The organism is Ensifer sp. R1-3 (assembly GCF_056739175.1).
In genome coordinates, this window is the sequence record NZ_CP096515.1 from 2,536,587 (window position 1) to 2,558,866 (window position 22,280).

18 protein-coding genes and 1 tRNA gene are annotated in these 22,280 nt (G+C 63.5%); 7 read left to right on the top strand and 12 right to left on the bottom strand.

The features are described from left to right. Positions 1–10 precede the first annotated feature (10 nt). The 3 genes from M1D43_RS12245 to M1D43_RS12255 all read left to right on the top strand — a co-directional run bounded on the left by M1D43_RS12245 (position 11) and on the right by M1D43_RS12255 (position 1,847). Positions 11–86 (top strand) — tRNA-Ala (locus tag M1D43_RS12245). Positions 87–359: 273 nt separating this feature from the next. Continuing rightward, positions 360–1,148, top strand: a complete 789-nt coding sequence (locus tag M1D43_RS12250) for a YdcF family protein (RefSeq protein ID WP_027990440.1) — start codon at positions 360–362, stop codon at positions 1,146–1,148. Between the two features lie 63 nt (positions 1,149–1,211). Next, positions 1,212–1,847: a trimeric intracellular cation channel family protein gene (locus M1D43_RS12255; protein ID WP_003534379.1), complete on the top strand. Its 636-nt coding sequence runs from the start codon at positions 1,212–1,214 to the stop codon at positions 1,845–1,847. A 37-nt stretch (positions 1,848–1,884) separates the two neighbouring features. Here M1D43_RS12255 and irrA read toward each other — a convergent pair whose 3' ends face one another. Next, positions 1,885–2,307 carry an iron response transcriptional regulator IrrA gene (gene irrA / locus M1D43_RS12260; RefSeq protein WP_010968450.1) on the bottom strand — a complete coding sequence of 141 codons (423 nt, stop codon included), beginning with the start codon at positions 2,305–2,307 and terminating at the stop codon, positions 1,885–1,887. Positions 2,308–2,684: 377 nt separating this feature from the next. Between irrA and fabA the strand changes: the two genes are divergently transcribed. Genes fabA through fabI form a run of 3 tightly spaced genes read left to right on the top strand, consistent with a single transcriptional unit; the run spans position 2,685 to position 5,281 of the window. Continuing rightward, positions 2,685–3,200 carry a 3-hydroxyacyl-[acyl-carrier-protein] dehydratase FabA gene (gene fabA / locus M1D43_RS12265; protein WP_003534377.1) on the top strand — a complete coding sequence of 172 codons (516 nt, stop codon included), beginning with the start codon at positions 2,685–2,687 and terminating at the stop codon, positions 3,198–3,200. A 49-nt stretch (positions 3,201–3,249) separates the two neighbouring features. Next, positions 3,250–4,470, top strand: a complete 1,221-nt coding sequence (fabB, locus tag M1D43_RS12270; RefSeq protein WP_003534376.1) for a beta-ketoacyl-ACP synthase I — start codon at positions 3,250–3,252, stop codon at positions 4,468–4,470. Positions 4,471–4,474: 4 nt separating this feature from the next. After that, complete coding sequence (fabI, locus tag M1D43_RS12275; protein WP_003534375.1) at positions 4,475–5,281, top strand: enoyl-ACP reductase FabI; 807 nt, start codon at positions 4,475–4,477, stop codon at positions 5,279–5,281. Between the two features lie 218 nt (positions 5,282–5,499). Here the strand turns inward: fabI and M1D43_RS12280 are convergent, their stop codons facing one another. The 10 genes from M1D43_RS12280 to rimP form a co-directional block, all read right to left on the bottom strand. Further along, on the bottom strand, positions 5,500–6,516 hold the full coding sequence (locus tag M1D43_RS12280; protein ID WP_153313210.1) for a class I SAM-dependent methyltransferase: 1,017 nt from the start codon (positions 6,514–6,516) through the stop codon (positions 5,500–5,502). Between the two features lie 79 nt (positions 6,517–6,595). Further along, complete coding sequence (pnp, locus tag M1D43_RS12285) at positions 6,596–8,749, bottom strand: polyribonucleotide nucleotidyltransferase (RefSeq protein WP_027990437.1); 2,154 nt, start codon at positions 8,747–8,749, stop codon at positions 6,596–6,598. A 367-nt stretch (positions 8,750–9,116) separates the two neighbouring features. Further along, positions 9,117–9,386 (bottom strand): 30S ribosomal protein S15, encoded by a 270-nt coding sequence (gene rpsO, locus M1D43_RS12290; protein WP_003534369.1) that lies wholly within the window; start codon positions 9,384–9,386, stop codon positions 9,117–9,119. Positions 9,387–9,624: 238 nt separating this feature from the next. Then, positions 9,625–11,343, bottom strand: a complete 1,719-nt coding sequence (locus M1D43_RS12295; protein ID WP_010968446.1) for a sensor histidine kinase — start codon at positions 11,341–11,343, stop codon at positions 9,625–9,627. 308 nt (positions 11,344–11,651) lie between these two features. Beyond that, positions 11,652–12,587 (bottom strand): tRNA pseudouridine(55) synthase TruB, encoded by a 936-nt coding sequence (gene truB, locus M1D43_RS12300; RefSeq protein WP_153313212.1) that lies wholly within the window; start codon positions 12,585–12,587, stop codon positions 11,652–11,654. Positions 12,588–12,599: 12 nt separating this feature from the next. Further along, positions 12,600–13,007: a 30S ribosome-binding factor RbfA gene (gene rbfA / locus M1D43_RS12305; protein WP_003534366.1), complete on the bottom strand. Its 408-nt coding sequence runs from the start codon at positions 13,005–13,007 to the stop codon at positions 12,600–12,602. 159 nt (positions 13,008–13,166) lie between these two features. Beyond that, positions 13,167–15,836 carry a translation initiation factor IF-2 gene (infB, locus tag M1D43_RS12310; RefSeq protein ID WP_027990434.1) on the bottom strand — a complete coding sequence of 890 codons (2,670 nt, stop codon included), beginning with the start codon at positions 15,834–15,836 and terminating at the stop codon, positions 13,167–13,169. Positions 15,837–15,941: 105 nt separating this feature from the next. Beyond that, positions 15,942–16,634, bottom strand: coding sequence for an RNA-binding protein (locus M1D43_RS12315; RefSeq protein WP_003534364.1), 693 nt, complete (start codon positions 16,632–16,634; stop codon positions 15,942–15,944). Positions 16,635–16,639: 5 nt separating this feature from the next. Beyond that, the gene (gene nusA, locus M1D43_RS12320) at positions 16,640–18,268 is read right to left on the bottom strand and encodes a transcription termination factor NusA (RefSeq protein WP_010968444.1); all 1,629 of its coding nucleotides are present in this window, start codon (positions 18,266–18,268) and stop codon (positions 16,640–16,642) included. A gap of 45 nt (positions 18,269–18,313) precedes the next feature. After that, positions 18,314–18,931, bottom strand: a complete 618-nt coding sequence (rimP, locus tag M1D43_RS12325) for a ribosome maturation factor RimP (RefSeq protein WP_003534362.1) — start codon at positions 18,929–18,931, stop codon at positions 18,314–18,316. Between the two features lie 222 nt (positions 18,932–19,153). Here rimP and M1D43_RS12330 point away from each other — a divergent pair, with 222 nt between their 5' ends. Next, positions 19,154–20,809 (top strand): MFS transporter, encoded by a 1,656-nt coding sequence (locus M1D43_RS12330; protein ID WP_010968443.1) that lies wholly within the window; start codon positions 19,154–19,156, stop codon positions 20,807–20,809. Positions 20,810–21,016: 207 nt separating this feature from the next. On the opposite strand, the gene M1D43_RS12335 is transcribed toward M1D43_RS12330, so the two are convergent. Next, positions 21,017–22,255 (bottom strand): lytic murein transglycosylase, encoded by a 1,239-nt coding sequence (locus tag M1D43_RS12335; protein ID WP_027990394.1) that lies wholly within the window; start codon positions 22,253–22,255, stop codon positions 21,017–21,019. Between the last annotated feature and the right edge of the window lie 25 nt (positions 22,256–22,280).

Genomic DNA, 22,280 nt, shown 5'->3' on the forward strand with positions numbered 1-22,280 from the left:
GGACCCTGATGGGGCTATAGCTCAGCTGGGAGAGCGCTTGCATGGCATGCAAGAGGTCAGCGGTTCGATCCCGCTTAGCTCCACCAAATTTTCCGATGAATTTTTAGGACGCGTTCGCGGATATAGGCGATGCGCCGCTCATGCGCCCAGCCTTGCATGGCAATCTCCCGCCGCGACTTTACGTCGGCTGATGCCTGCGAAGCGGTGACAGCGGATTTCTGTTTCATCCTTCAATAATAGCCGAATATCCGGCATTTACCTTCGCTGTTCGCGTCGGGCCGGACCGGCCGGCAGACCGAGCAGAAATCGTAGCCACGGTTGATGAAATCTTAACCCGCAGTCGCGGAGAAACTGGACACATGTTTCTCGTCTCGAAAATCTTCTGGCTCGTCGCGCAGCCGCTGTCGCTTGCCTTCCTCGCGCTCCTCGTCGGGGTGCTGCTTATGCTCGGCCGTTTCCGCCGCAGCGGCGGTACTTCGAGCGCCTTCGGGCTCGCCGTCCTCTTCGTCACACTCTTCACCACCGCCGGCTCCTATTTCCTGCAGATCCTCGAGGATCGGTTTCCCCGCCCCACGCCGGAGCCCACGGAGCTTGCCTGCATCATCGTGCTCGGCGGCGCCTTCGAGAATGTGGTGATGGCCAGCCGCGGCGGCATGGAGCTGAACCAGGCGGCCGAGCGGTTCGTCGAGACCTTGAGGCTCGCGCAGGCCTATCCGCAGGCACGCATCCTTGTCTCGGGCGGAGACGGGTCGCTCAGCGGCATCTATGAGGGCGACGCGCATGCCTCGGAAAATTTCTTCGGGACCTTCGGCATCGGATCCGACCGGCTGATCCGCGAGGGAGAATCGCGGACGACCTTCGAAAACGCACGCTATACCAGGGATCTGCTGGCCAAGAACGGGCTTGAGCGTTGCGCACTCGTGACCTCCGCATACCACATGCCGCGCTCTATCGGTCTTTTTCGCGCAAACGGCATGGAGGTCACGCCCTGGCCGACGGATTATCGCACGAGCGGCAAGGTGCGGCTCGGCTTCGATTTCACCCAGCCCTCGCTCAACGCCCAATTGGCGACGACGGCCGCCAAGGAGTGGACCGGTCTCGTTGCCTATTATCTCCTCGGCCGGACGCAGACGCTGCTGCCGCGGTAGTCTACCGCATGTTTTCTTTAATAGGTTACGATTAGAGGAGACTTGCAGCCAAGCGGAGCAGCCATGCCGATCCTCGAATTCCTCGACTATGCGGGAGTCGCAATCTTTGCGGCGACGGGCGCGCTGTCGGCCTCCCGCAAGCAGCTCGACATCATCGGCTATCTGTTTCTCGCTTCCGCGACCGGTATTGGCGGCGGCACCATCCGCGACCTCGTTCTCGGCGCGACGCCGGTGTTCTGGGTGGTGAACCCTAATTTCATCATCGTCTGCGCGGCGGTGGCGGTCGCCGTCTTCCTCACGTCCCATCTGCTCGAATCGCGCTACCGGATGCTCGTATGGCTCGACGCGCTCGGCCTCTCGGCCTATTGCGTGATGGGCGCGGCAAAGGGGCTGGCGGCGACCGGATCGCCCATCGTCGCCCTGGTCACGGGCGCCCTGACGGCAACCTTCGGCGGGGTTCTGCGAGATCTGCTGGCCGGCGAGCCCTCTGTCCTCCTGAGGCCGGAGATCTACGTCAGCGCCGCCCTCATCGGCGCCGGCGCCTTCGTCCTGGCCAGCCTAGCCGGATTGCCGCTTGTCGCAACGTCCGCACTCGGCGTCATCACGGCCTTCGCCGTGCGGGGCGGCGCGCTGCGATACGGCTGGACGCTGCCGACGGGCAAGGCCGGTCCCGGCCGCGACCCGGACGACGTGATGTGACGAGACTTCGTGGCGCGAGAGATGAGGCGACGGACGCTCAGCGCTCGGTCTTGTGGCGCAGCCGGATTACCACGTCGACATGGGAGATTTCCATGCCTTCCGGCGGTTCGGGGAGATTGTCGATCTGAATATTGCTCACCGGAATGTCGAGGACTTCGTTTTCGCCCTCGATGAAGAAATGGTGGTGATCCGAGACATTCGTATCGAAATAGGTCCTGGCGCTCTCGACGGCGAGGACGCGGATCATGCCGGCTTCGGTGAACTGGTGGAGCGTGTTGTAGACGGTCGCGAGCGAAACGGGAACGCCGGCCGTGACGGCCTCCTCATGCAGTTCCTCCACCGTCAGGTGACGGTCGCCCTTGGCGAAGATCAGATCGGCAAGCGCGACGCGCTGGCGCGTCGGGCGCAAACCCGAACTGCGCAGCCTCTCCTGTGAGGACATGTGCGTTGCTTTCGTCATCGACAACCGTTCCGATATACCTGCGGGATCCGTGGATTATCAATTTGCGATATAACTTCTGGCGCCGCGGCTTTCAATAGATTCCGCACATGCGAAGGCCGCAAAGGCCTGAAAATCGGCCCAAAGCGGGGGAAGGCGGGCATTTAACTCTGGCCGCCGCCACATTCATACTGTAAGCGACGGCGGAATGATGTCACCATTCCGAGCGGTTCGAAGACGATGAGAGAGCTTTCCTTAGCCCGCATGCCGCTCTACTTGGAACGTCACGAGCCGCAGCCCGCATCGCAGCCGCGGATGACAGGTTGCGCTTCAAATCAGACCGGACTTGCACTAAAGCAGGTCGGAGAACACATAATAGACTCGGGAAGCAACCATTCATGACCACCAGACAATCCAGCTTCAGCTATGAGGAAATCCTGATCTGCGGCCGAGGCGAAATGTTTGGCCCCGGCAACGCGCAGCTGCCGCTGCCGCCGATGCTGATGTTCAACCGCATCACCGACATTTCGGAAACGGGCGGGCCAAACGACAAGGGTTATGTCCGCGCCGAATTCGACATCACGCCGGATCTCTGGTTCTTTCCCTGCCACTTCATGGGCGATCCCGTCATGCCCGGATGCCTCGGTCTCGACGCCATGTGGCAATTGACCGGTTTCTTCCTCGGCTGGCTCGGGGAGGCCGGCAAGGGCCGCGCCATCTCCACCGGGGAAGTGAAGTTCACCGGCATGGTGACGCCGAAGACCAAGCTGGTAGAATACGGCATCGACTTCAAGCGCGTCATGCGCGGCCGTCTGGTTCTTGGCATCGCCGACGGCTGGATGAAGGCCGATGGCGAAACGATCTACAAGGCCACCGATCTCAGGGTCGGCCTCTTCCAGGAAAAGGCCGACTGAACTGCGGGCGATCCCCGCACGGTTCCAATCGAAGAAAAGGTCATCTGACATGAGACGGGTTGTTGTAACGGGCCTCGGCATCGTTTCCTCGATCGGCAGCGATGCCGACGAAGTCACCGCGTCGCTGCGCGATGCGCGGTCGGGCATCACGTTTTCTCCGGACTTTGCCGAGCACGGTTTCAAATGCCAGGTCTGGGGAGCGCCGACGCTCGACCCGAGCGACCTCGTCGACCGCCGCGCCATGCGCTTCCTGTCCCAGGGCGGCGCCTGGAACCATGTGGCGATGAAGCAGGCGATCGCCGATTCCGGGCTCGAGGCCGGTGACATCACCAATGAGCGCACCGGCATCATCATGGGCTCGGGCGGCCCTTCTACCCGCGCGATCGTCGAAGCGGCGGAGATCACCCGCAAGAACAACAGCCCGAAGCGGATCGGCCCCTTCGTGGTGCCGAAGGCGATGTCGTCTACGGCTTCGGCGACGCTCGCGACCTGGTTCCAGATCCACGGCGTCAACTACTCGATCTCGTCGGCCTGCTCAACTTCGGCGCATTGCATCGGCAATGCCGCGGAAATGATCCAGTGGGGCAAGCAGGACGTCATGTTCGCGGGCGGCCATGAAGATCTCGACTGGACCATGTCCAATCTTTTCGACGCCATGGGCGCCATGTCGTCGAAGTACAACGACACGCCGTCCGTCGCGTCGCGCGCCTATGACGCGAACCGCGACGGCTTCGTCATCGCCGGCGGTGCCGGCGTTCTCGTTCTGGAAGAGCTGGAGCACGCCAAGGCGCGCGGCGCCAAAATCTATGCGGAAATCGTCGGTTACGGCGCCACTTCGGACGGCTACGACATGGTCGCGCCATCAGGCGAAGGCGCGGTTCGCTGCATGCGCCAGGCGCTGGCCACCGTGAAGGGCGAGGTCGACTACATCAATACCCACGGCACCTCGACGCCGGTCGGCGATCAGAAGGAGATCGGCGCCATCCGCGAGGTCTTCGGCGAGAAGATGCCGCATGTGCAGTCCACGAAATCGCTGACCGGCCACTCGCTCGGCGCGGCCGGCGTGCAGGAATCGATCTACGGTCTCCTGATGATGCAGGCCGGCTTCATCGGCGAAAGCGCCCACATCACCGAGCTCGATCCCGAATTCGAAGGGGTGCCGATCGTCCGCAAGCGCATCGACAATGCCAAGATCGACACGGTTCTTTCGAACTCCTTCGGCTTCGGCGGCACAAACGCGACGCTCGTTTTCCAGCGCTATAACGGATAACACGATGAACGGATTGATGAACGGAAAGCGCGGCCTCATCATGGGCGTCGCCAACAGCCATTCTATTGCCTGGGGAATCGCCAAGTCTCTCGCCGCCCAGGGCGCAGAGCTCGCCTTCACCTATCAGGGCGAAGCCCTCGGCAAGCGCGTCAAGCCGCTGGCTGCAGAGGTCAATTCCGACTTCCTGCTCCCCTGCGACGTCGAGGACATCGGCTCCGTCGACGCTGTCGTCGACGCCATAAAGGAGCGCTGGGGCAAGCTCGATTTCGTCGTCCACGCCATCGGCTTCTCGGACAAGAACGAACTCAAGGGTCTCTATGCCGACACGACGCGGGACAATTTCAGCCGCACCATGGTGATCTCCTGCTTCTCCTTTACCGAGATTGCCAAGCGTGCAGCGGAGCTGATGAGCGAGGGCGGCACCATGCTGACGCTCACCTATGGCGGCTCGATGCGGGTCATGCCGAACTACAACGTCATGGGTGTCGCCAAGGCCGCGCTCGAGGCTTCGGTGCGCTATCTTGCCGCCGACTACGGATCGCGCGGCATCCGCGTCAATGCGATCTCGGCCGGTCCGATCCGGACGCTTGCGGGCGCCGGCATTTCCGATGCGCGCGCGATGCTCTCCTGGCAGCAGAAGAACTCGCCCCTGCGCCGGACCGTCACCATAGAAGACGTCGGCAGTTCCGCACTTTATCTGCTCTCGGACCTCTCGCGCGGCGTCACCGGCGAAATTCATTACGTCGACTCCGGCTACAACATCACCTCGATGCCGACGCTCGAAGCATTGCGGGTCGCGGACGCGGATTAAATCGCGTGATTGCCACGCTGCCCACGGCGGTTGGATGAGGCCCCTCCGCAACCCCTCCCCACAAGGGTGAGGGGTTAGGCGCTTGCGGCTAGCGCTTTCCCATTTCGCAAGTTCGCGGATGACGCAAAGGCTGACTTTGGACCGCGAGGGTGCGGCAGAAGTAGCCCCTCCCCCTTTTGGGGGTTGGGGAGGGGTCGCATTACGGCAAATAAATCGACTCAGCGCTTCGCCCAGAGCACCTTGAAGCGCGCATTGCGGCAGGTCTCGCCGATTTCCTTGAAGTTTTCCGTCAGGACCGGCTCATAGGGAAGTCCGCGATTGGCGACGAGCATCAGCCGGCCGCCATGCTTCAGCGCCTTGGCGGCCGCCTTGATCATCGCCGCGCCGAGCGCAGGCTCGGCGGCATGGCCCTCGTGGAAGGGCGGGTTCATGACGATAAGGTCGTATTTGTCGCGCGTCTCTTCCGCCGTCAGGTCGTGCCAATAGAAACGGGCCGCCGTCGAAGGCGCATTCGCTGCCATGTTTGCCCGTGCCGCCTCCAGCGCTTCGAAATCCGCTTCGAACAGATCGATGCCCTTGAGGCTCGGCGAAGCCTCGGCAAGCTTGACCGAGAGGTAGCCCCAGCCTGCGCCGAAATCCGCCGCGTGGCCGGTGAAATCGCGCGGCAGGCGCGACGCGAGCAGCTCCGAACCGGCATCGACGCGGTCATGCGAGAACATGCCGGGCGATGCCACGAACAGGCCGTCGACGCGCACCGGGACCTTGGCGAGCGCCGAGATGGCCTCGGCGGCGTCCTCCGGCCGCGTGAACCAGAAGGCGACGCCGTGATATTTCGGCATCGAGTCGCCATCCCAGCCGAACTTGTCGATCCTCTTGCGCAGCGACTGAATGCCGTCCTCCTTGCCGCCGGCGACTACGATCAGGGCACCGGCGCGGGTGCGTTCCAAAGCCTGTGCAATGCGGTCTTCGTTCTCGCCCTTGTGCCTGCCGCAGAGAACGAGGGCAGCGTCGTAGCCGTCGCCGGCCGCGACGGGCACCACATCGGCGCGAGCGGCCGCCAGCGCGCGGTAGAGCGGCTTGAGCGGCTGCACCGCGGAGACGTCCGCAGCAAAGCCTTCCGGCAGGCGGTAGCCCGCCTCGGCGCCGAGGAAGAGTACCCGCTCGCCCTCTCCCGGCGGATCGATGATCCCCATTGCGAAGGGATGGAACAGTGTTTTCAGCGCGTCGCGGCTCATGGTTCGATTCCGTTTTCGTCACAAGAAAGGGCGCGAAGCGATCCGCTCCGCGCCCTGAATGGTTTCAGCCGAGGCCGGCTTACTCGGCGGCTTCGCCGCCGTCCTTCTTTTCGCTCTTCTCGGCAACGATTTCCTTGCCGGTCGCCTGGTCTACGACCTTCATGGAGAGGCGAACCTTGCCGCGCTCGTCGAAGCCCATCAGCTTGACCCAGACCTTATCGCCTTCCTTGACGACGTCGGTGGTCTTGGCAACGCGCTCGGAAGCGAGCTGCGAGATGTGGACGAGGCCGTCGCGGGCGCCGAAGAAGTTGACGAAGGCGCCGAAATCGGCCGTCTTGACGACAGTGCCTTCATAGACCTGACCGACTTCCGGCTCGGCGACGATCGAGTGGATCCACTTGCGGGCGGCCTCGATCTCCTTGGCGGAAGCCGACGCGATCTTCACTGTGCCGTCGTCGTCGATATTGATCTTGGCGCCGGTCTTTTCGACGATTTCGCGGATGACCTTGCCGCCCGAGCCGATGACTTCGCGGATCTTGTCGACCGGAATGTTCATGACTTCGATGCGCGGTGCGAACTCGCCGAGCTGGCCGCGGCTCTCGGAGATGGCCTTGGCCATTTCGCCGAGAATGTGCAGGCGGCCTCCCTTGGCCTGGTTGAGGGCAACACCCATGATTTCTTCGGTGATGCCTTCGATCTTGATGTCCATCTGCAGCGAGGTGATGCCGGCATCCGTGCCCGCGACCTTGAAGTCCATATCGCCGAGGTGGTCTTCATCGCCGAGAATGTCGGAGAGGACGGCGAAACGGTCGTCTTCCTTGATGAGGCCCATGGCAATGCCCGCAACCGGCTTGGCGAGCGGAACGCCCGCGTCCATCAGTGCAAGCGACGTGCCGCAGACGGTTGCCATGGAGGACGAACCGTTGGACTCGGTGATCTCGGAAACGACGCGCAGCGTGTAGGGGAACTGTTCCGCGGTCGGCAGCATCGGATGGATGGCGCGCCAGGCGAGCTTGCCGTGGCCGATTTCGCGGCGGCCCGGAGAACCCATGCGGCCGGTTTCACCGACCGAATAGGGCGGGAAGTTGTAATGCAGCATGAAGTTTTCCTTGTACATGCCAGTCAAGGAATCGACATACTGCTCGTCTTCGCCGGTGCCGAGCGTGGCAACGACGATCGCCTGCGTTTCACCGCGGGTAAAGAGCGCCGAACCGTGCGTGCGCGGCAGGATGCCGACTTCGGCGACGATCGGGCGAACCGTGACGAGGTCGCGGCCATCGATGCGGCTCTTCGTGTCGAGGATGTTCCAGCGAACGATCTTGGCCTGCAGGTGCTTGAAGACAGCGGCGATCTCTTCTGCGGTATGGGCCGGGTTCTCGACGCCTTCCGGCAGGAAGTGTTCCTTGACCTTTGCCTTTACCGCATCGACGGCGGCATAGCGCGCGGCCTTCTCGGTGATCTTATAGGCGTTGCGCAGCTCGTCTTCGGCGATCGAGAGCATCGCATTTTCGAGAGCGGAGTGATCTTCCGGATTGAATTCGCGCGGCTCCTTGGCGGCAACTTCCGCAAGCCTGATGACAGCGTCGATCACCGGCTGGAAGCCCTTCTGGCCGAAAACGACGGCGCCGAGCATGACATCTTCCGGCAGCTCTTTCGCTTCCGATTCCACCATCAGCACCGCTTCCTGCGTGCCGGCGACGACGAGGTCGAGCGTGGATTCGTCCATTTCGTCGAGATGCGGGTTGAGAACGTACTGGCCGTTGATGTAGCCGACGCGGGCACCGCCGACCGGGCCCATGAAGGGAACGCCGGAAAGCGTCAATGCAGCGGATGCCGCAACCATAGCGACGACGTCCGGGTTGTTCTCGAGGTCATGCTGCATGACCGTGATGATGACCTGGGTGTCGTTCTTGTAGCCGTCCGGGAAGAGCGGACGGATCGGCCGGTCGATCAGACGCGACACCAGCGTCTCGTTTTCGCTGGGGCGGCCCTCACGCTTGAAATAGCCGCCGGGGATCTTGCCCGCAGCGTAGGTCTTTTCCTGATAGTTGACGGTGAGCGGGAAGAAATCCTGGCCTGGCTTCGGTGCCTTCGCCGAAACCACCGTGGCGAGCACGACGGTTTCGCCGTAGGTCGCGAGAACGGCACCATCGGCCTGACGCGCGATTTTTCCGGTTTCGAGCTTGAGCGGACGCCCAGCCCATTCGATTTCTACCTTGTGTGTCTCGAACATGTTCTGTCCTTCGTGTGCGACAGACCTTCCGCGGCTCATTAAGCGCGGGCGATCTCAAAGCCGCCTGGTGGCGCATCACGGGCAAGACAACGGGAGGCTTCAAAGAAAACCGGCCGCATACCGCTTTGCCGCGCTGCGTATAGCAGCCGCTTCGGCAAGCAGGCGCCGAAGCATCCTGCAATCCTGCCCCATGACGGGCCATTGGTTGATCCGCGATCCCGGCCCATCCGGTCCGCTGGACGTTGCGCGTCCGATAAGACGCGCGGCGCTGTGGCGCCCTTTACAATACCCTAGGCTTTTTGAAGAGCGCACGGGCTGCAGAAAAAAAAGCCGGCGGGTTGCCGAGGCAACCCGCCGGACCAGTCGTTTAGCGACGGATGCCCAGGGCACCGATCAGCTTGGTGTAGCGCGCCTCGTCCTTCTTCTTCAGATAGTCGAGGAGCGACCGCCGGCTGGAAACCAGCGCGAGGAGGCCACGTCGGGAGTGATTGTCCTTCTTGTGGTCCTTGAAGTGTTCGGTCAGGTTGTTGATCCGTTCCGTCAGGATGGCAACCTGAACTTCCGGAGAACCGGTGTCGCCTTCTACGGTTGCGAATTCCTTGATGATCTGAGCTTTGCGCTCTGCAGTAACCGACATCGTTTGATCCTTTCGTTCGAGGATTTGAGGGTCGCCGGCAGCCGGGATGTCGTCCAGCTACGGCCGTTCGCACGAAGAGGCGGCGCCTTTCGCTGGCGTGCCTATAACCGAATCCGTTCCAAAAGGAAAGGGTCATGAAAGCGCTGCGCGGCACCGCCTCCCGCGCACCGTCAATTCCGGTTGCGCACAGATGCTCCGGCATCCATTTGAGGCGGTTTGCTGCAGGACGATCCGCCTCTCAACCGCCTGCCTCCTGCGAGGAATGATCCTTGCCGCGCGGGATGCGTATCCGCCATTCGATGCCATCCGCATGCATCGTCCTTTCCAGCTCCGCACGAAGGGCCAGGCCGAGCATGCGCTCGAGCACGACCGTGCCGAAACCTCTGCGGGCCTTCTTCCCCGAAGGCGCGACGATATCGGCACCGCTCTCGCGCCAGCGGATATCGATCGCACCCTCCCCCACCGACCACTCGACCTTGATCATACCGGTCTGGTTGGCGAGCGCACCATGCTTTATGGCGTTGGTAGCCAGTTCATGCAGCGCCATGCCGAGGGTCTGCGCCATCTGCGCGTCCAGCCGCAGGGCAGGTCCGCTGAGCACGACGCGGTCGGACTCGGCCGGCATGAACGGCTGAAGCTGGTTGCGCACGAGCTCGCGGAAGTCGACTCCGGAGGCGGCGTTCGCCACCATGAGGTCGGTCGAGCGCGCGAGGCCCGCAAGGCGCTTGCGAAACGCCTCGACGAAATCCGACGGCTCCTCCGCCGAATTGGCCGACTGCGCCAGCATCGACTGGATGACGGTGAGCTGATTCTTCGCCCGATGCGCGACCTCCCGCATCAGCAGGCGGATTTCGCTTTCGGCCTTGGCGCGGGCCGTAGCAGCGCTTGCGAGGGCGGTGGATACCGCTTCGACTTCAGTGATCATGTAGCGGCGCGGTTCCACCGGCTCGCCCGCCCCCAGCCGCCGGGCATCCATGGCCAAGAGCCGGACACCCTGCGTGAGCAGCCGCGCAATGGTCAACGAACCGGCGACCGCGATGCTTGCGAAGATGATCCCACCGAAGGACAGCCAGAGGAACGACCAAAGCATCGGCTGATCGACGATCTCGCTCGGCGCCCAGGCGACGATGCGCCAGCCGGTCACCACCGAAAACTCCGACGCGACGCGGTAGTCGACGCCGCCGGCACTGATATTGCCGACACCGATGCTGATCAACGGCAATTCGTCGAGAAAGAACGGGTCGCCGGACTTCACCGAGGAGTCCGAGGAGACGATGACCCTGCCTTTGCCGTCGACGAGCGCGGCATTCCATCCGGGAGAAAGCGTGTCACGATTGACGGCCCTCGTCATCCGTTCGGCATCCTGCCTGAGGCCCAGCAGATACTTCTTTCCGTCGGGCGTCGTCACCGGAAGATAGACGGTGAAGACCCAGCCCCTGCCCACTTCGGATGGAAACACGCCCGAGACAAGCGGCGCCGTACTCTGCAAAGCGAGATCGATCTCCGGATCCGATGCCCGCCCGAGCGGCGTACCGAAAGGAACGCGGGTGCTCAGAAGAAGGTCGTGGTTGCCGTCGACGATGATCAGGTGGGAATCGGTGTCCGCCAATGCGACCGATGCCCGTTCGTAGAGACCTCGCATGTCGGCGAGATCGACGGCGCCGGATTTCGCCAGGACCCGAAGCGTCGTCAGCATGCCGTCGACCTCGCGCTCGACGATGCGTGTGACCGACCCGGTAGAGGCGCGCAGCAGAGAAGTGACTTCTTCTCTCTGCGCGTCCAAATTGCGCTGCAGGATGACAAAGGAAAAGATGAAGGGCGGTATGATGGCTATCAGCAGCAGCGAAATCAGATAGAAGCTGAACGGCCGGCGAAGATAGTCGCGGACGAAGCCGGCGGCGGCCTGCAGGCTGCCCGATGAAGCATCTTCCCGGCTCTTCTCTGACGCTTCGACCATATTTTACCGCCTCTACCGATCACTACCGCGTTTTGCCGGAGCGGGTACCATGCGCTTCCTGCCCGCCGCCCCCGTTCCAGATTTCCCGAGCGCAGCCGGCGGCCCATGGCAACATGGGCTCCGGAGCACAACGAGTATACGCCGCGTCCGCCGCTCCGCTCGACTTTAGATCACGATGATTCAGTTCGGGTCGACCTGAATCATGAACGTGGTCGATTCTAGCAAGTTAGAGCGGAATGCGGGCGGAAAACCGCACGCACTTCCTCATCCCGCTCTAAACGCGTGAGATCGGTTTTCGACCAGCAGGATTATTGGGTGGCGAAAACTCGCTTCGGCCGGAACTCGCCCTCGGCGATTTCGCCGATCGCCACGAGCTTGCCTTGGGCCGTGGCATAGGCCTCTGGCGTGGGCAGCGGAGCGTCGCGTCCACGCAGGATGATCGGGTTGCCCATCCGCAGCCGGTGCGCCTGGTCGTCGTTGACGGCGATATGCGGCAGGTCGGACAGGGCCTCTCCCGTGTCGATCAGATACGCGTCGAGCGCGGCGAGACGTTCCGCATCGTCCTCGATCGCCTCCAGGGCGACGAGATCGGCGAGCGGTACCATGTCCTCCTCGCCGAAGGGGGCGACGAAGGTTCGGCGCAGCGACGCGATATGGCCGAAGCAGCCGAGATCGCGGCCCATGTCGCGGGCGAGCGAACGGACATAGGTGCCCTTGCCGCATTCGATCTCGAAATGAGCGAGATTCGGAGCCGATCCGATGAGCGACAGACGGAAGACCTCCACCTCGCGCGCCGGGATCTCGACGGTTTCGCCGTCGCGGGCGAGATCATAGGCGCGCTCGCCGCCGATCTTGATCGCAGAGAACTGCGGCGGCACCTGCGCGATTACGCCGGTATATTTCGGCAGCAGGGCGCGGATCGCCTCTTCCTCCGGACGCGCGGCGGAAGAGCGGACGGCTTCGCCTTCGAGATCGTCGGTGGAGCGCTCCTCGCCCCAGGCCACCGCGAATTCGTAGATCTTGCGGCCGTCCATGACGTAGGGAACGGTTTTCGTCGCGTCGCCGAGCGCGATCGGCAGCATGCCCGAGGCGAGCGGATCGAGCGTGCCGGCATGGCCCGCCTTCTGCGCCTTGAACAGCCACTTGATCTTGGATACGGCCTCGGTCGAACCGAAATCGAGAGGTTTGTCGAGGATCAGCCATCCCGAAATCGGGCGGCCCTTCGGTTTGCGGGGTCTGGACATTGGTTCTGTCGCTTACTCTTCGTCGTCGGCGTCGCGATCGAGGTCGCGACTGACCTCCGGCGAGCGCAGCAGCGAGTCGATCTTCTGATAGTTGTCGAAGCTGGTATCGTCCCGGAACCGGACGTCCGGCATGTATTTCATCTGCCGCAATTGCGGGCCGAGCCGTCCGCGGATGAATTTCGCATGCTTGTTCAGCGCTTCGATGACCGCCGCGTGGTCGGCGACCCCGAGTGGGGTCACATAGGCCGTGGCGATCTTCAGATCGGGCGACATGCGCACTTCGGAAATGGAAATCACCGTATTTTCGATCAGCGGATCGAGTACTTCACCGCGCTGCAGCACCTGCGTGATCGCTGCGCGCACCTGTTCACCGACGCGCAGCATGCGCTGGGACGGAGCGGAGGATGTGGATTTGGCCATCGTTTCACCCTGGACCGCGCCGATCGGACCGTATCAAGCCCCATCGAAACGCGATCGGTTCCAACATGCGAGAGGCGGGCGGCATCGCGCGCCTTCTCACTCAAAAAAAAGCGAGCGCCGGAGCCGATCCGGCGCTCGCCAATACCCTGCCGGATCGGATCAGAGCGTCCGCGTGACGTGTTCGACGCGGAAGCACTCGATCGTGTCGCCGGCACGGATGTCCTCGTAGTTCTCGAAGGCCATACCGCATTCCTGGCCGGACTGGACCTCGGAGACTTCGTCCTTGAAGCGCTTGAGCGTCTTGAGCTTGCCTTCGTGGATGACGACGTTGTCGCGTACCAGACGGACGCCGACGCCACGTTCGACCTTGCCCTCGGTGACGCGGCAACCCGCGACCTTGCCGACCTTGGTGATGTTGAACACCTCCAGGATCTCGGCATTGCCGAGGAAGGTCTCGCGCCGCTCCGGCGACAAGAGACCGGACATCGCCGCCTTCACGTCATCCACCAGGTCGTAGATGATGTTGTAGTAGCGGATCTCGATGCCGGCACGCTCGGACGCATCCCGCGCCTGCTTGTTGGCACGGACGTTGAAGCCGATGATGGCAGCGTTCGAAGCTTCCGCAAGCGAGACGTCCGACTCGGTGATGCCGCCGGCACCCGAATGAACGATGCGGGCGCGCACTTCGTCGGTGCCGAGCTTGTCCAGGGCGCCGGAAATCGCTTCGATCGAGCCCTGCACGTCGCCCTTGATGACCAGCGGGAACTCCTTGACGCCGGAGGTCTGGAGCTGGGTCATCATCTGCTCGAGCGAACCGCGCGAACCGGACTGGCGGGCAACCGCCTTCTCGCGGGCGAGCCGCTGGCGATATTCCGAGATCTCGCGCGCCCGGCTCTCGCTCTCGACGACGGCGAAGCGATCGCCCGCAGCCGGCGTTCCGGAGAGACCGAGAACCTCGACCGGTGTCGATGGCCCGGCGGCCTTCACATGTTCGCCCTTGTCGTTGACGAGTGCGCGCACGCGGCCCCACTGGTCGCCCGCAACGATGATCTGGCCCGGAGTGAGGGTACCCTTCTGTACGAGGACGGTCGCAACCGCACCGCGGCCTCGGTCGAGCTCGGCTTCCACCACCGTGCCTTCGGCCGTCCGGTTCGGATTGGCCTTGAGATCGAGGATTTCGGACTGCAGCAGGATCGCCTCGAGCAGCTTGTCGAGGTTGGTCTGGTTCTTCGCCGAAACCTCGACGTCGAGAACCTCACCGCCCATGGATTCGACGAAGACCTCGTGCTGCAGCAGCTCGGTGCGGACCTTCTGCGGATTCGCGGACGGCTTGTCGATCTTGTTGATCGCCACGATGATCGGAACGCCGGCCGCCTTGGCATGGTTGATCGACTCGATCGTCTGCGGCATCACGCTGTCATCGGCCGCGACGACGAGGACGGCGATGTCCGTCGCCTGGGCGCCGCGGGCGCGCATGGCCGTAAAGGCCGCGTGGCCGGGCGTGTCGATGAAGGTGATCTTCTGGCCGTTCTGCTCGACCTGGTAGGCACCGATGTGCTGCGTGATGCCGCCTGCCTCGCCGGCAACCACGTTGGCGTGGCGGATGGCGTCGAGCAGCGACGTCTTGCCGTGGTCGACGTGACCCATGATCGTCACGATCGGCGGCCGCGACTGCATGTCGTCGTCCACGTCGGAGATATTGAAGATGCCTTCCTCGACGTCCGATTCGGAAACGCGCTTGACCGTGTGGCCGAATTCGCCGGCGATGAGCTCCGCGAGATCGGCGTCGATCAGGTCGCCGGGCTTCATCATCTGGCCTTCCTTCATCAGGAACTTGATGACGTCGACCGCGCGCTCGGACATGCGCTGCGACAGTTCCTGAATCGTGATGGTTTCCGGCAGGACGACTTCGCGGGAGATCTTCTCGCGCGTTTCCTGCATCTGGCTGCGCTTGAACTTCTCCTGGCGGCGGCGCATCGCTGAAAGCGAACGGCCGCGCTGGCTGCCATCCTCGTCGACGGCAGCCGTCGTAAGCGTCAGCTTGCCCTGGCGTCGGCCCTCGTCACCCTTTGCACGGGGAGCAGGCTTTGCCGGCTCCGGACGCACGACCTTGCCGCGGGGAGCACCGGCACCGCTGCGGCGGCGTTCGTCTTCCTCGCTCTCGGTCCCGCGGCGGCCGCGAAGTGCTGCACCGTCCGGCGCCGCCGGCGTTGCAGCCGGAGCCGGGCGTCCCGGCTGCGGGCGCGTCTCGGCACGACGTTCGCCGACTGCGGGACTTGCAGCCTCGACCTTCTCCTCGGTCTTTTCAGCCTCTACTGGCGGACGTGCGGCCTCTTCGGCGGCACGGCGCGCGGCCTCTTCCTTCTCGCGGGCGAGACGCTCTTCCTCTTCGCGACGGCGGCGCACTTCGTCCTCGGCGCGGCGTTTGGCTTCCTCGGCGTCGCGAATCTGGGCTTCCGCCAGGGCGCGACGGCGGGCTTCCATCTCACCGGCAGAGAGATCGTTCAGGACAACACCGCCGCGGGGGCGGTTCTGTTCCTGGCGCGGCTGATGCGGCTGCGGCTGAGGAGCCGGACGACCCGAGGGCTGCGGCGGCATCGGACGCTGCTCGGCCGGGCGGGCGGCAGGCGTCGCGGCAACCGGCGTGATCGGGCGCTCGTCCTTGTGCTTCAGCGGGCCGCGCGTTCTCTTGGTCTCGACCACGACCGCCTTGGTGCGACCGCGGCCCATATCCTGACGCACCGTACCCTGTGTCACCCCGGAGGGCTTCAGGGTCAGCGTCTTCTTGCCCGCTACGCTGAGTGTCTTGTCGTCTTTGTTGTCCGTCATTCCGTTCCGTTCCTAGCGATCAGGGCCGGATACGAAACCCCTGACCCTGTCTTCCAAATTGTCTCAAACAATGCTCGCTATGCCGGCCTCTGCCGGTGACGCGCTTCATTGCTGTGGCTTGCCAGCGCCGCCTTCGGCCCGGACCGGGACGGATCCTCGGTACTTTTCGAGCATGATTGCGCGCTTCACTACACCTTCACCGGCCTGCCCTGCAAGCGCTGCGGCATGGATAAAGGCATTACTTCCCAAAAGTCCCTCCATTTCCGCCCCCGTGAAGGGGCGGAAAGCGGGTATTTCCGTTTCGTCCTCGCTGACGAAGCTCATCGCCTTGCGGGCCTGATCGATCTTGCGGACGCCATCCGCGGCCGCATCGATCGCATGAAAGACAGCTAGCGCGGCAAGGCCGCGCACCGCCTGCTCCGTCTTCGTCGCGCCGGAGATGAACTGGCCCGCCTTGCGCGCCATGTTCATCATGCCCGCGAGCTGCTCGGCGAGAAGTCTCTCGACCTCGTCCGCGAGCCCGGCATTCGCCTTTACTTCGGCGCGAAGAGCGCGGGCGAAGAGCTTCTTCGCCACCGCTTTTTCCACGAGCTGCCGCTCGGACTTGACCCAGCATCCGCGCCCCGGGAGCTGCCGCTTCAGATCCGCGACGACGACGCCGTCGGGTCCGGCGACGAAGCGGATCAACTCTTCAGGAGAGCCGCTCTCACGCGTGACGATGCAGGTCCGGTTGTTGCCGTTCCGGTCCTTCGGACCCTTGTCCGCAGGCAGGCTGTCGGCATCGATCTCGACGATCATCGCGATCAGGCGTCCTGATCCGCGCCTTCGGCGACCTCGATCGTCTCATCCTGCTCCTGTTCCTCCTCCTGCTGCTTGACCAGGTCCTCTTCGGTGATCCAGCCGGCGGCCAGACGAGCCTGCACGATCATCGTTTCGGCCTCTTCCCGGGTGACTTCGAACTTCGAGAAGATGCCTTCGAAGCGCTTGGTCTCGCCATCCTTGCGCTCGGTCCAGCCGACCAGGTCGTCGGCGGCGCAGCCGGCAAAGTCCTCGATCGTCTTGATGCCTTCCTCGCCGAGAGCGACCAGCATCTGGCTGGTGAGGCCATCGATCGTGCGCAGCTCGTCGGAAACGCCGAGCTCCTTGCGCTTGGCATCCATTTCCGCCTCGATCTTTTCGAGATATTCGCGGGCGCGGGTCTGGAGCTCGTTTGCCGTATCCTCGTCGAAGCCCTCGATCGAGGAGATTTCGTCGAGTTCGACATAGGCGAGCTCTTCGACCTGGGCAAAGCCCTCGGAGGCGAGCACCTGACCGACCATCTCGTCGACGTCCAGCGCATCCATGAAGAGCTGCGTGCGCTCGTTGAATTCCTTCTGGCGACGCTCGCTCTCCTCCTGCTCGGTGAGGATATCGATGTCCCAGCCGGTCAGCTGCGACGCAAGGCGCACGTTCTGGCCGCGGCGGCCGATGGCGAGCGAAAGCTGCTCGTCCGGAACCACGACCTCGATGCGTTCCGCGTCCTCGTCGAGAACCACCTTGGCCACTTCCGCCGGCTGCAGCGCATTGACGATGAAGGAAGCCGGATCCGGCGACCAGGGAATGATATCGATCTTCTCGCCCTGGAGCTCGCCGACCACGGCCTGCACGCGCGAGCCGCGCATGCCGACGCAGGCGCCGACCGGATCGATCGACGAATCGTTGGAGACGACGGCGATCTTGGCGCGCGAGCCCGGGTCGCGGGCAACCGACTTGATCTGGATGATGCCGTCGTAGATTTCCGGCACCTCCATGGTGAAGAGCTTCACCATGAACTGCGGATGCGTGCGCGACAGGAAGATCTGCGGTCCGCGCTGCTCGCGGCGGACGTCGTAGACGAAGGCGCGGACGCGGTCGCCATAGCGCATGTTCTCACGCGGGATCATCTCGTCGCGGCGGATGATGCCCTCGCCGCGGCCGAGATCGACGATGACGTTGCCGTATTCGACGCGCTTGACAGTGCCGTTGACGATCTCGCCGACCCGATCCTTGAACTCGTCGTACTGACGATCGCGCTCGGCTTCGCGCACCTTCTGCACGATTACCTGCTTGGCGGACTGGGCGGCGATACGGCCGAAGTCCATGGGCGGCAGCGGATCGGCGATGAAATCGCCGAGCTTTGCATCGGGATTGCGGTCGCGGGCGAGCTCGATCGGGATCTGGGTCGAATAGTCCTCGGCCTTCTCGACCACTTCCAGGAGACGCTGCAGACGGATTTCACCGGTCTTCGGATTGATGTCGGCGCGGATGTTCGATTCCGAACCGTAGCGCGAACGAGCCGCCTTCTGGATCGCGTCCGCCATCGCGGCCAGAACGATCTCGCGGTCGATCACCTTTTCGCGTGCCACAGCATCTGCGATCTGCAGAAGTTCGAGCCGGTTAGCACTGACTGCCATGTCTTGTCTCCGTCTGTTGCAGGCGCATCGAAAGCGCACCCAGCCTTATTCGTTATCCGTGTCTTCGTCTTCGAAGTTTTCGTTGGCGGCGCGCGCGGCCTTGGCTTTCTTGTCGGCCGTCAGCGCGTCGCGGATGAGCTCGTCCGTCAGGATCAGCCGCGCCTCCGAAAGCGCCGTGAACGGGATCGCGACTGCCGCCTCTTCGCCATAGGCGGGCTGATCGCGCTCGAGCCGGAAACCATCCTCGTCCACCGAAACGATCTTGCCGCGGAAGCGCTTGCGCCCGTCGACCATGACCGACGTCTCGCACTTCACAAGATGGCCCTGCCAGCGGATGAAGTCGGACCTGCGCACCATGGGGCGATCGATGCCCGGGGACGACACTTCGAGATGATACGCCTTGTCGATCGGATCTTCCACATCGAGAACCGGCGAGATCGCTTTGGAGACCTCCTCGCAATCCTCGACGGTCATGGTGCCGTCGTTGCGTTCGGTCATGACCTGCAGCGTCAGGCCGTTCTGACCGGACATACGCACGCGCACCAGGCGGAAACCCATATCCACGAGCACCGGCTCGATGATGTCGGCAACACGCCGGTCGAGGCCTGTTTCGGTAATCAGCCGGGGTTCATTCGTATTTTCAGCCGTTGTCGTGTCGGACAAACGATCCTCTCCTCGTCGGACCGGCTAATAAAAAAGAGCGGGTCCTCACGGCCCCACTCTTCATCTAACCGATCAAGAATTTGAGGCTCATATACGCTTCATCGCCGTAAATTGCAAGGGTCGCGCAGGCGCCGGGCCGGACCTTTCGGCCCGATCGCAAGTTTCAGCGTCTGGCGCATCGCATTTCGAGGTTTATAACGAAGCAATCCAGAAGCAATCCATATTACGATCAACCGAAAGAGATCAGAGGTGACGAACCGCATATCGCCGTTGGCGCCCTTCAGGCACGACATCTTCCGCACCATCTGGATCGCGAGCCTTGCCTCCAATTTCGGCGGGCTGATCCAGGCCGTGGGTGCGGCCTGGCTCATGACGTCCATTTCGCAATCGGTGAACATGGTGGCGCTGGTGCAGGCGTCGACCTCGCTGCCGATCATGCTCTTCTCGCTGGTTTCCGGCGCACTTGCCGACAATTTCGACCGGCGGCGGATCATGCTCGTCGCGCAGAGCTTCATGCTCGCCGTCTCGGCGCTGCTCACCGTCTGCGCCTATTACGGTATCGTTACGCCGTGGCTCCTGCTCATCTTCACCTTTCTCCTCGGCTGCGGCACGGCTCTCAACAATCCGTCCTGGCAGGCCTCGGTCGGCGACATGGTTCCGCGCGACGACCTGCCGGCGGCGGTGGCGCTGAACAGCATGGGATTCAATCTTACCCGCAGCGTCGGTCCGGCGATCGGCGGCGCCATCGTCGCGGCCGCGGGTGCGGCGGCCGCCTTCGCCGCCAATACGCTCAGCTATTTCGCGATCCTTTTCGCGCTCGCCCGATGGAAACCGGTCGCTCCGGAAAACCGGCTGCCGCGCGAGACGCTCGGGCGCGCCGTTTCTGCAGGGCTGCGCTACGTGGCGATGTCGCCCAATATCGGCAAGGTGCTCGTGCGCGGCTTCGCCTTCGGCCTTTCGGCGAGCGCCATACTTGCACTGCTGCCGCTGGTGGCACGCGACCTCGTCGGCGGCGGCCCGCTCACCTATGGCGTCATGCTCGGCGCCTTCGGCGTCGGCGCGATCGGCGGCGCGCTCCTGAGCGCAAGACTAAGGGAATTCCTCACGAGCGAGGCGATCGTGCGCTATGCCTTCGCCGGCTTCGCCTTCAGCGCCCTGGTCACGGCCATCAGCCCGCAGGCCTGGCTGACCTGCCTCGTGCTCGCCGTTTCCGGCGCCTGCTGGGTGCTGGCGCTGTCGCTCTTCAACACGACGGTGCAGCTCTCCACGCCGCGCTGGGTCGTCGGCCGGGCGCTTTCGCTCTACCAGACCATGACCTTCGGCGGGATTGCCGGCGGCAGCTGGCTCTGGGGCGTCACTGCCGAACAATACGGCGCGGCAAACGCACTCATCGGCTCCTGTCTTCTGATGCTCGCGGGGGCGGCAATCGGACTGCGCTTCGCCCTGCCGGAGTTCAAGTCGCTCAATCTCGACCCGCTCAACCGCTTCAACGAGCCGCTGCTCGAGCTCGACCTGAAGCCGCGCAGCGGCCCCATCGTCGTCATGATCGACTACGAAATCGCCGATGAGGATATCCCCGAATTCCTGAAGACCATGGCGGAGCGGAGGCGTATCCGCATCCGCGACGGAGCCGGCCACTGGGCGCTGATGCGCGACCTCGAGAACCCGACCACCTGGACCGAGACCTACCACGTGCCGACCTGGGTCGAATATGTCCGCCACAATCAGCGGCGCACCCAGGCCGATGCCGCCGTCGGCGACAAGCTGACCGCATTCCATCGCGGCCCGAACCCGCCGCGTGTCCATCGCATGATCGAGCGCCAGACGATCGTCCCCGATCACTACGAGCGCTACAAGCGGTCCGTCGAGATGCATTGAGACCGAGGGGCGTGATCAAGCCCCTCTCCTCGGGTTTAACCCGAGGACTAACCCTCTTCCCGCATGCGGGGAGAGGGAACGTGGCACCGTGAAACGCTGGTGATTATGATGGCCGAGGCGATCGCCGCTTGTGCCTTCGCCCCGCCTGCGGGGAGAAGGTGCCGGCAGGCGGATGAGGGGCGGACGCATGCCGCACCCAACCGAAGATCACCGCAGCTTTGCTTTCAGCGAAACATCCGGAAAGCAGGTCGGCTCGAGGCCGCTCTTCGCCTGCCAGTCGCCGAGCGAGCGGCGCGTCTTGTAGCCCGGCAGCCCGTCGGCCTTGCCGACGTCGTAGCCTTTCGCGACCAGCGCCTTCTGCATGCCGAGCACATCGGATCGCAGCATGCCGCCGACGTCGCCCCATCTGCCGCGGAAGGCACCGCCTCCGGAAGCGATGCGATCGGCCAAATTGCCGATGTAAAGCGCGTAGAGATCGGAATTGTTGTATTCCTTGATCACGTAGAAATTCGGCGTGACGATGAATTGCGGTCCATGGGTCCCCGCCGGGACGAGCATCATGCCTGCGGCGGCACGTTCTGCTGCCGGGAAGGCCTTGCCCGAAATACGGCCGATCCCCATGCCGGCCCATTCGGCGATCGGGCGGGCAAGGTCCGGGCCCTCCTGGGCGCAGGAGACGCCCGAGGGGATCGCAACCTCGAAACCCCAGTCGCGCCCGCTCTGCCAGCCCTTCTGCGCCAGATAATTGGCAATCGAAGCGAGGCTGTCCGGCACGGAATTCCAGATGTCGCGGCGTCCGTCCCCGTCGAAATCGACCGCATATTTCAGAAAGCTCGAAGGCAGGAACTGCGGCTGGCCCATGGCACCCGCCCAGGAGCCGCGCATCTGCGCCTCCTTGACGTCACCGCTGTCGAGAATGTGCAGCGCCGCGATCAGTTCGCGCCGGAAAAGCTCCGGCCGGGTCGACATGAAAGCCTTGGTCGCCAGCACATCCATGATCGGATGCGGGATCTTCGCCCGACCGAAGCCGGATTCCTTGCCCCATATGGCAAGGACGATCTGACCGGGAACACCATAGGTCCGCTCGATCCGCTTCAAGGTCGAGGCGTGGGCGGAGGCGAGGCTGCGGCCCGTCGCAGCAAGACCCTGCAGGCGCTTTTCCGAGAAATAGGATCCGGGAGAGGAAAACTCGGCCTGGCTCTGCTTGCGCTGCTTCGGTTTCGGGAAGCCGGGCGGCGCGAGGTCGGGCAGATCCCAGTCGAGCCTGACGCCCTTGAAGGCTGCTTCGAAGGCCGCGTTCGATATGCCGGCCTTCTGCGCCTCCGGCCAGAGATCGTTTCGAAGCCACTGCCGGAACTGCGTTTCGACGTCGGCCTTGGAAGCGGCGAAGGAGAAGGTGGCGAAAGACAGGCAGGCCAGGAGCAGAACGGAAAGGAATCTCAGCATCTCTTTTCCTTGAAACTGAAGCTGC

Coding starts and splice junctions, on each gene's coding strand:
- M1D43_RS12250 (WP_027990440.1), top strand. CDS start 360: ATGTTTCTCGTCTCGAAAATCTTCTGGCTCGTCGCGCAGCCGCTGTCG.
- M1D43_RS12255 (WP_003534379.1), top strand. CDS start 1,212: ATGCCGATCCTCGAATTCCTCGACTATGCGGGAGTCGCAATCTTTGCG.
- irrA (WP_010968450.1), bottom strand. CDS start 2,307: ATGACGAAAGCAACGCACATGTCCTCACAGGAGAGGCTGCGCAGTTCG.
- fabA (WP_003534377.1), top strand. CDS start 2,685: ATGACCACCAGACAATCCAGCTTCAGCTATGAGGAAATCCTGATCTGC.
- fabB (WP_003534376.1), top strand. CDS start 3,250: ATGAGACGGGTTGTTGTAACGGGCCTCGGCATCGTTTCCTCGATCGGC.
- fabI (WP_003534375.1), top strand. CDS start 4,475: ATGAACGGATTGATGAACGGAAAGCGCGGCCTCATCATGGGCGTCGCC.
- M1D43_RS12280 (WP_153313210.1), bottom strand. CDS start 6,516: ATGAGCCGCGACGCGCTGAAAACACTGTTCCATCCCTTCGCAATGGGG.
- pnp (WP_027990437.1), bottom strand. CDS start 8,749: ATGTTCGAGACACACAAGGTAGAAATCGAATGGGCTGGGCGTCCGCTC.
- rpsO (WP_003534369.1), bottom strand. CDS start 9,386: ATGTCGGTTACTGCAGAGCGCAAAGCTCAGATCATCAAGGAATTCGCA.
- M1D43_RS12295 (WP_010968446.1), bottom strand. CDS start 11,343: ATGGTCGAAGCGTCAGAGAAGAGCCGGGAAGATGCTTCATCGGGCAGC.
- truB (WP_153313212.1), bottom strand. CDS start 12,587: ATGTCCAGACCCCGCAAACCGAAGGGCCGCCCGATTTCGGGATGGCTG.
- rbfA (WP_003534366.1), bottom strand. CDS start 13,007: ATGGCCAAATCCACATCCTCCGCTCCGTCCCAGCGCATGCTGCGCGTC.
- infB (WP_027990434.1), bottom strand. CDS start 15,836: ATGACGGACAACAAAGACGACAAGACACTCAGCGTAGCGGGCAAGAAG.
- M1D43_RS12315 (WP_003534364.1), bottom strand. CDS start 16,634: ATGATCGTCGAGATCGATGCCGACAGCCTGCCTGCGGACAAGGGTCCG.
- nusA (WP_010968444.1), bottom strand. CDS start 18,268: ATGGCAGTCAGTGCTAACCGGCTCGAACTTCTGCAGATCGCAGATGCT.
- M1D43_RS12335 (WP_027990394.1), bottom strand. CDS start 22,255: ATGCTGAGATTCCTTTCCGTTCTGCTCCTGGCCTGCCTGTCTTTCGCC.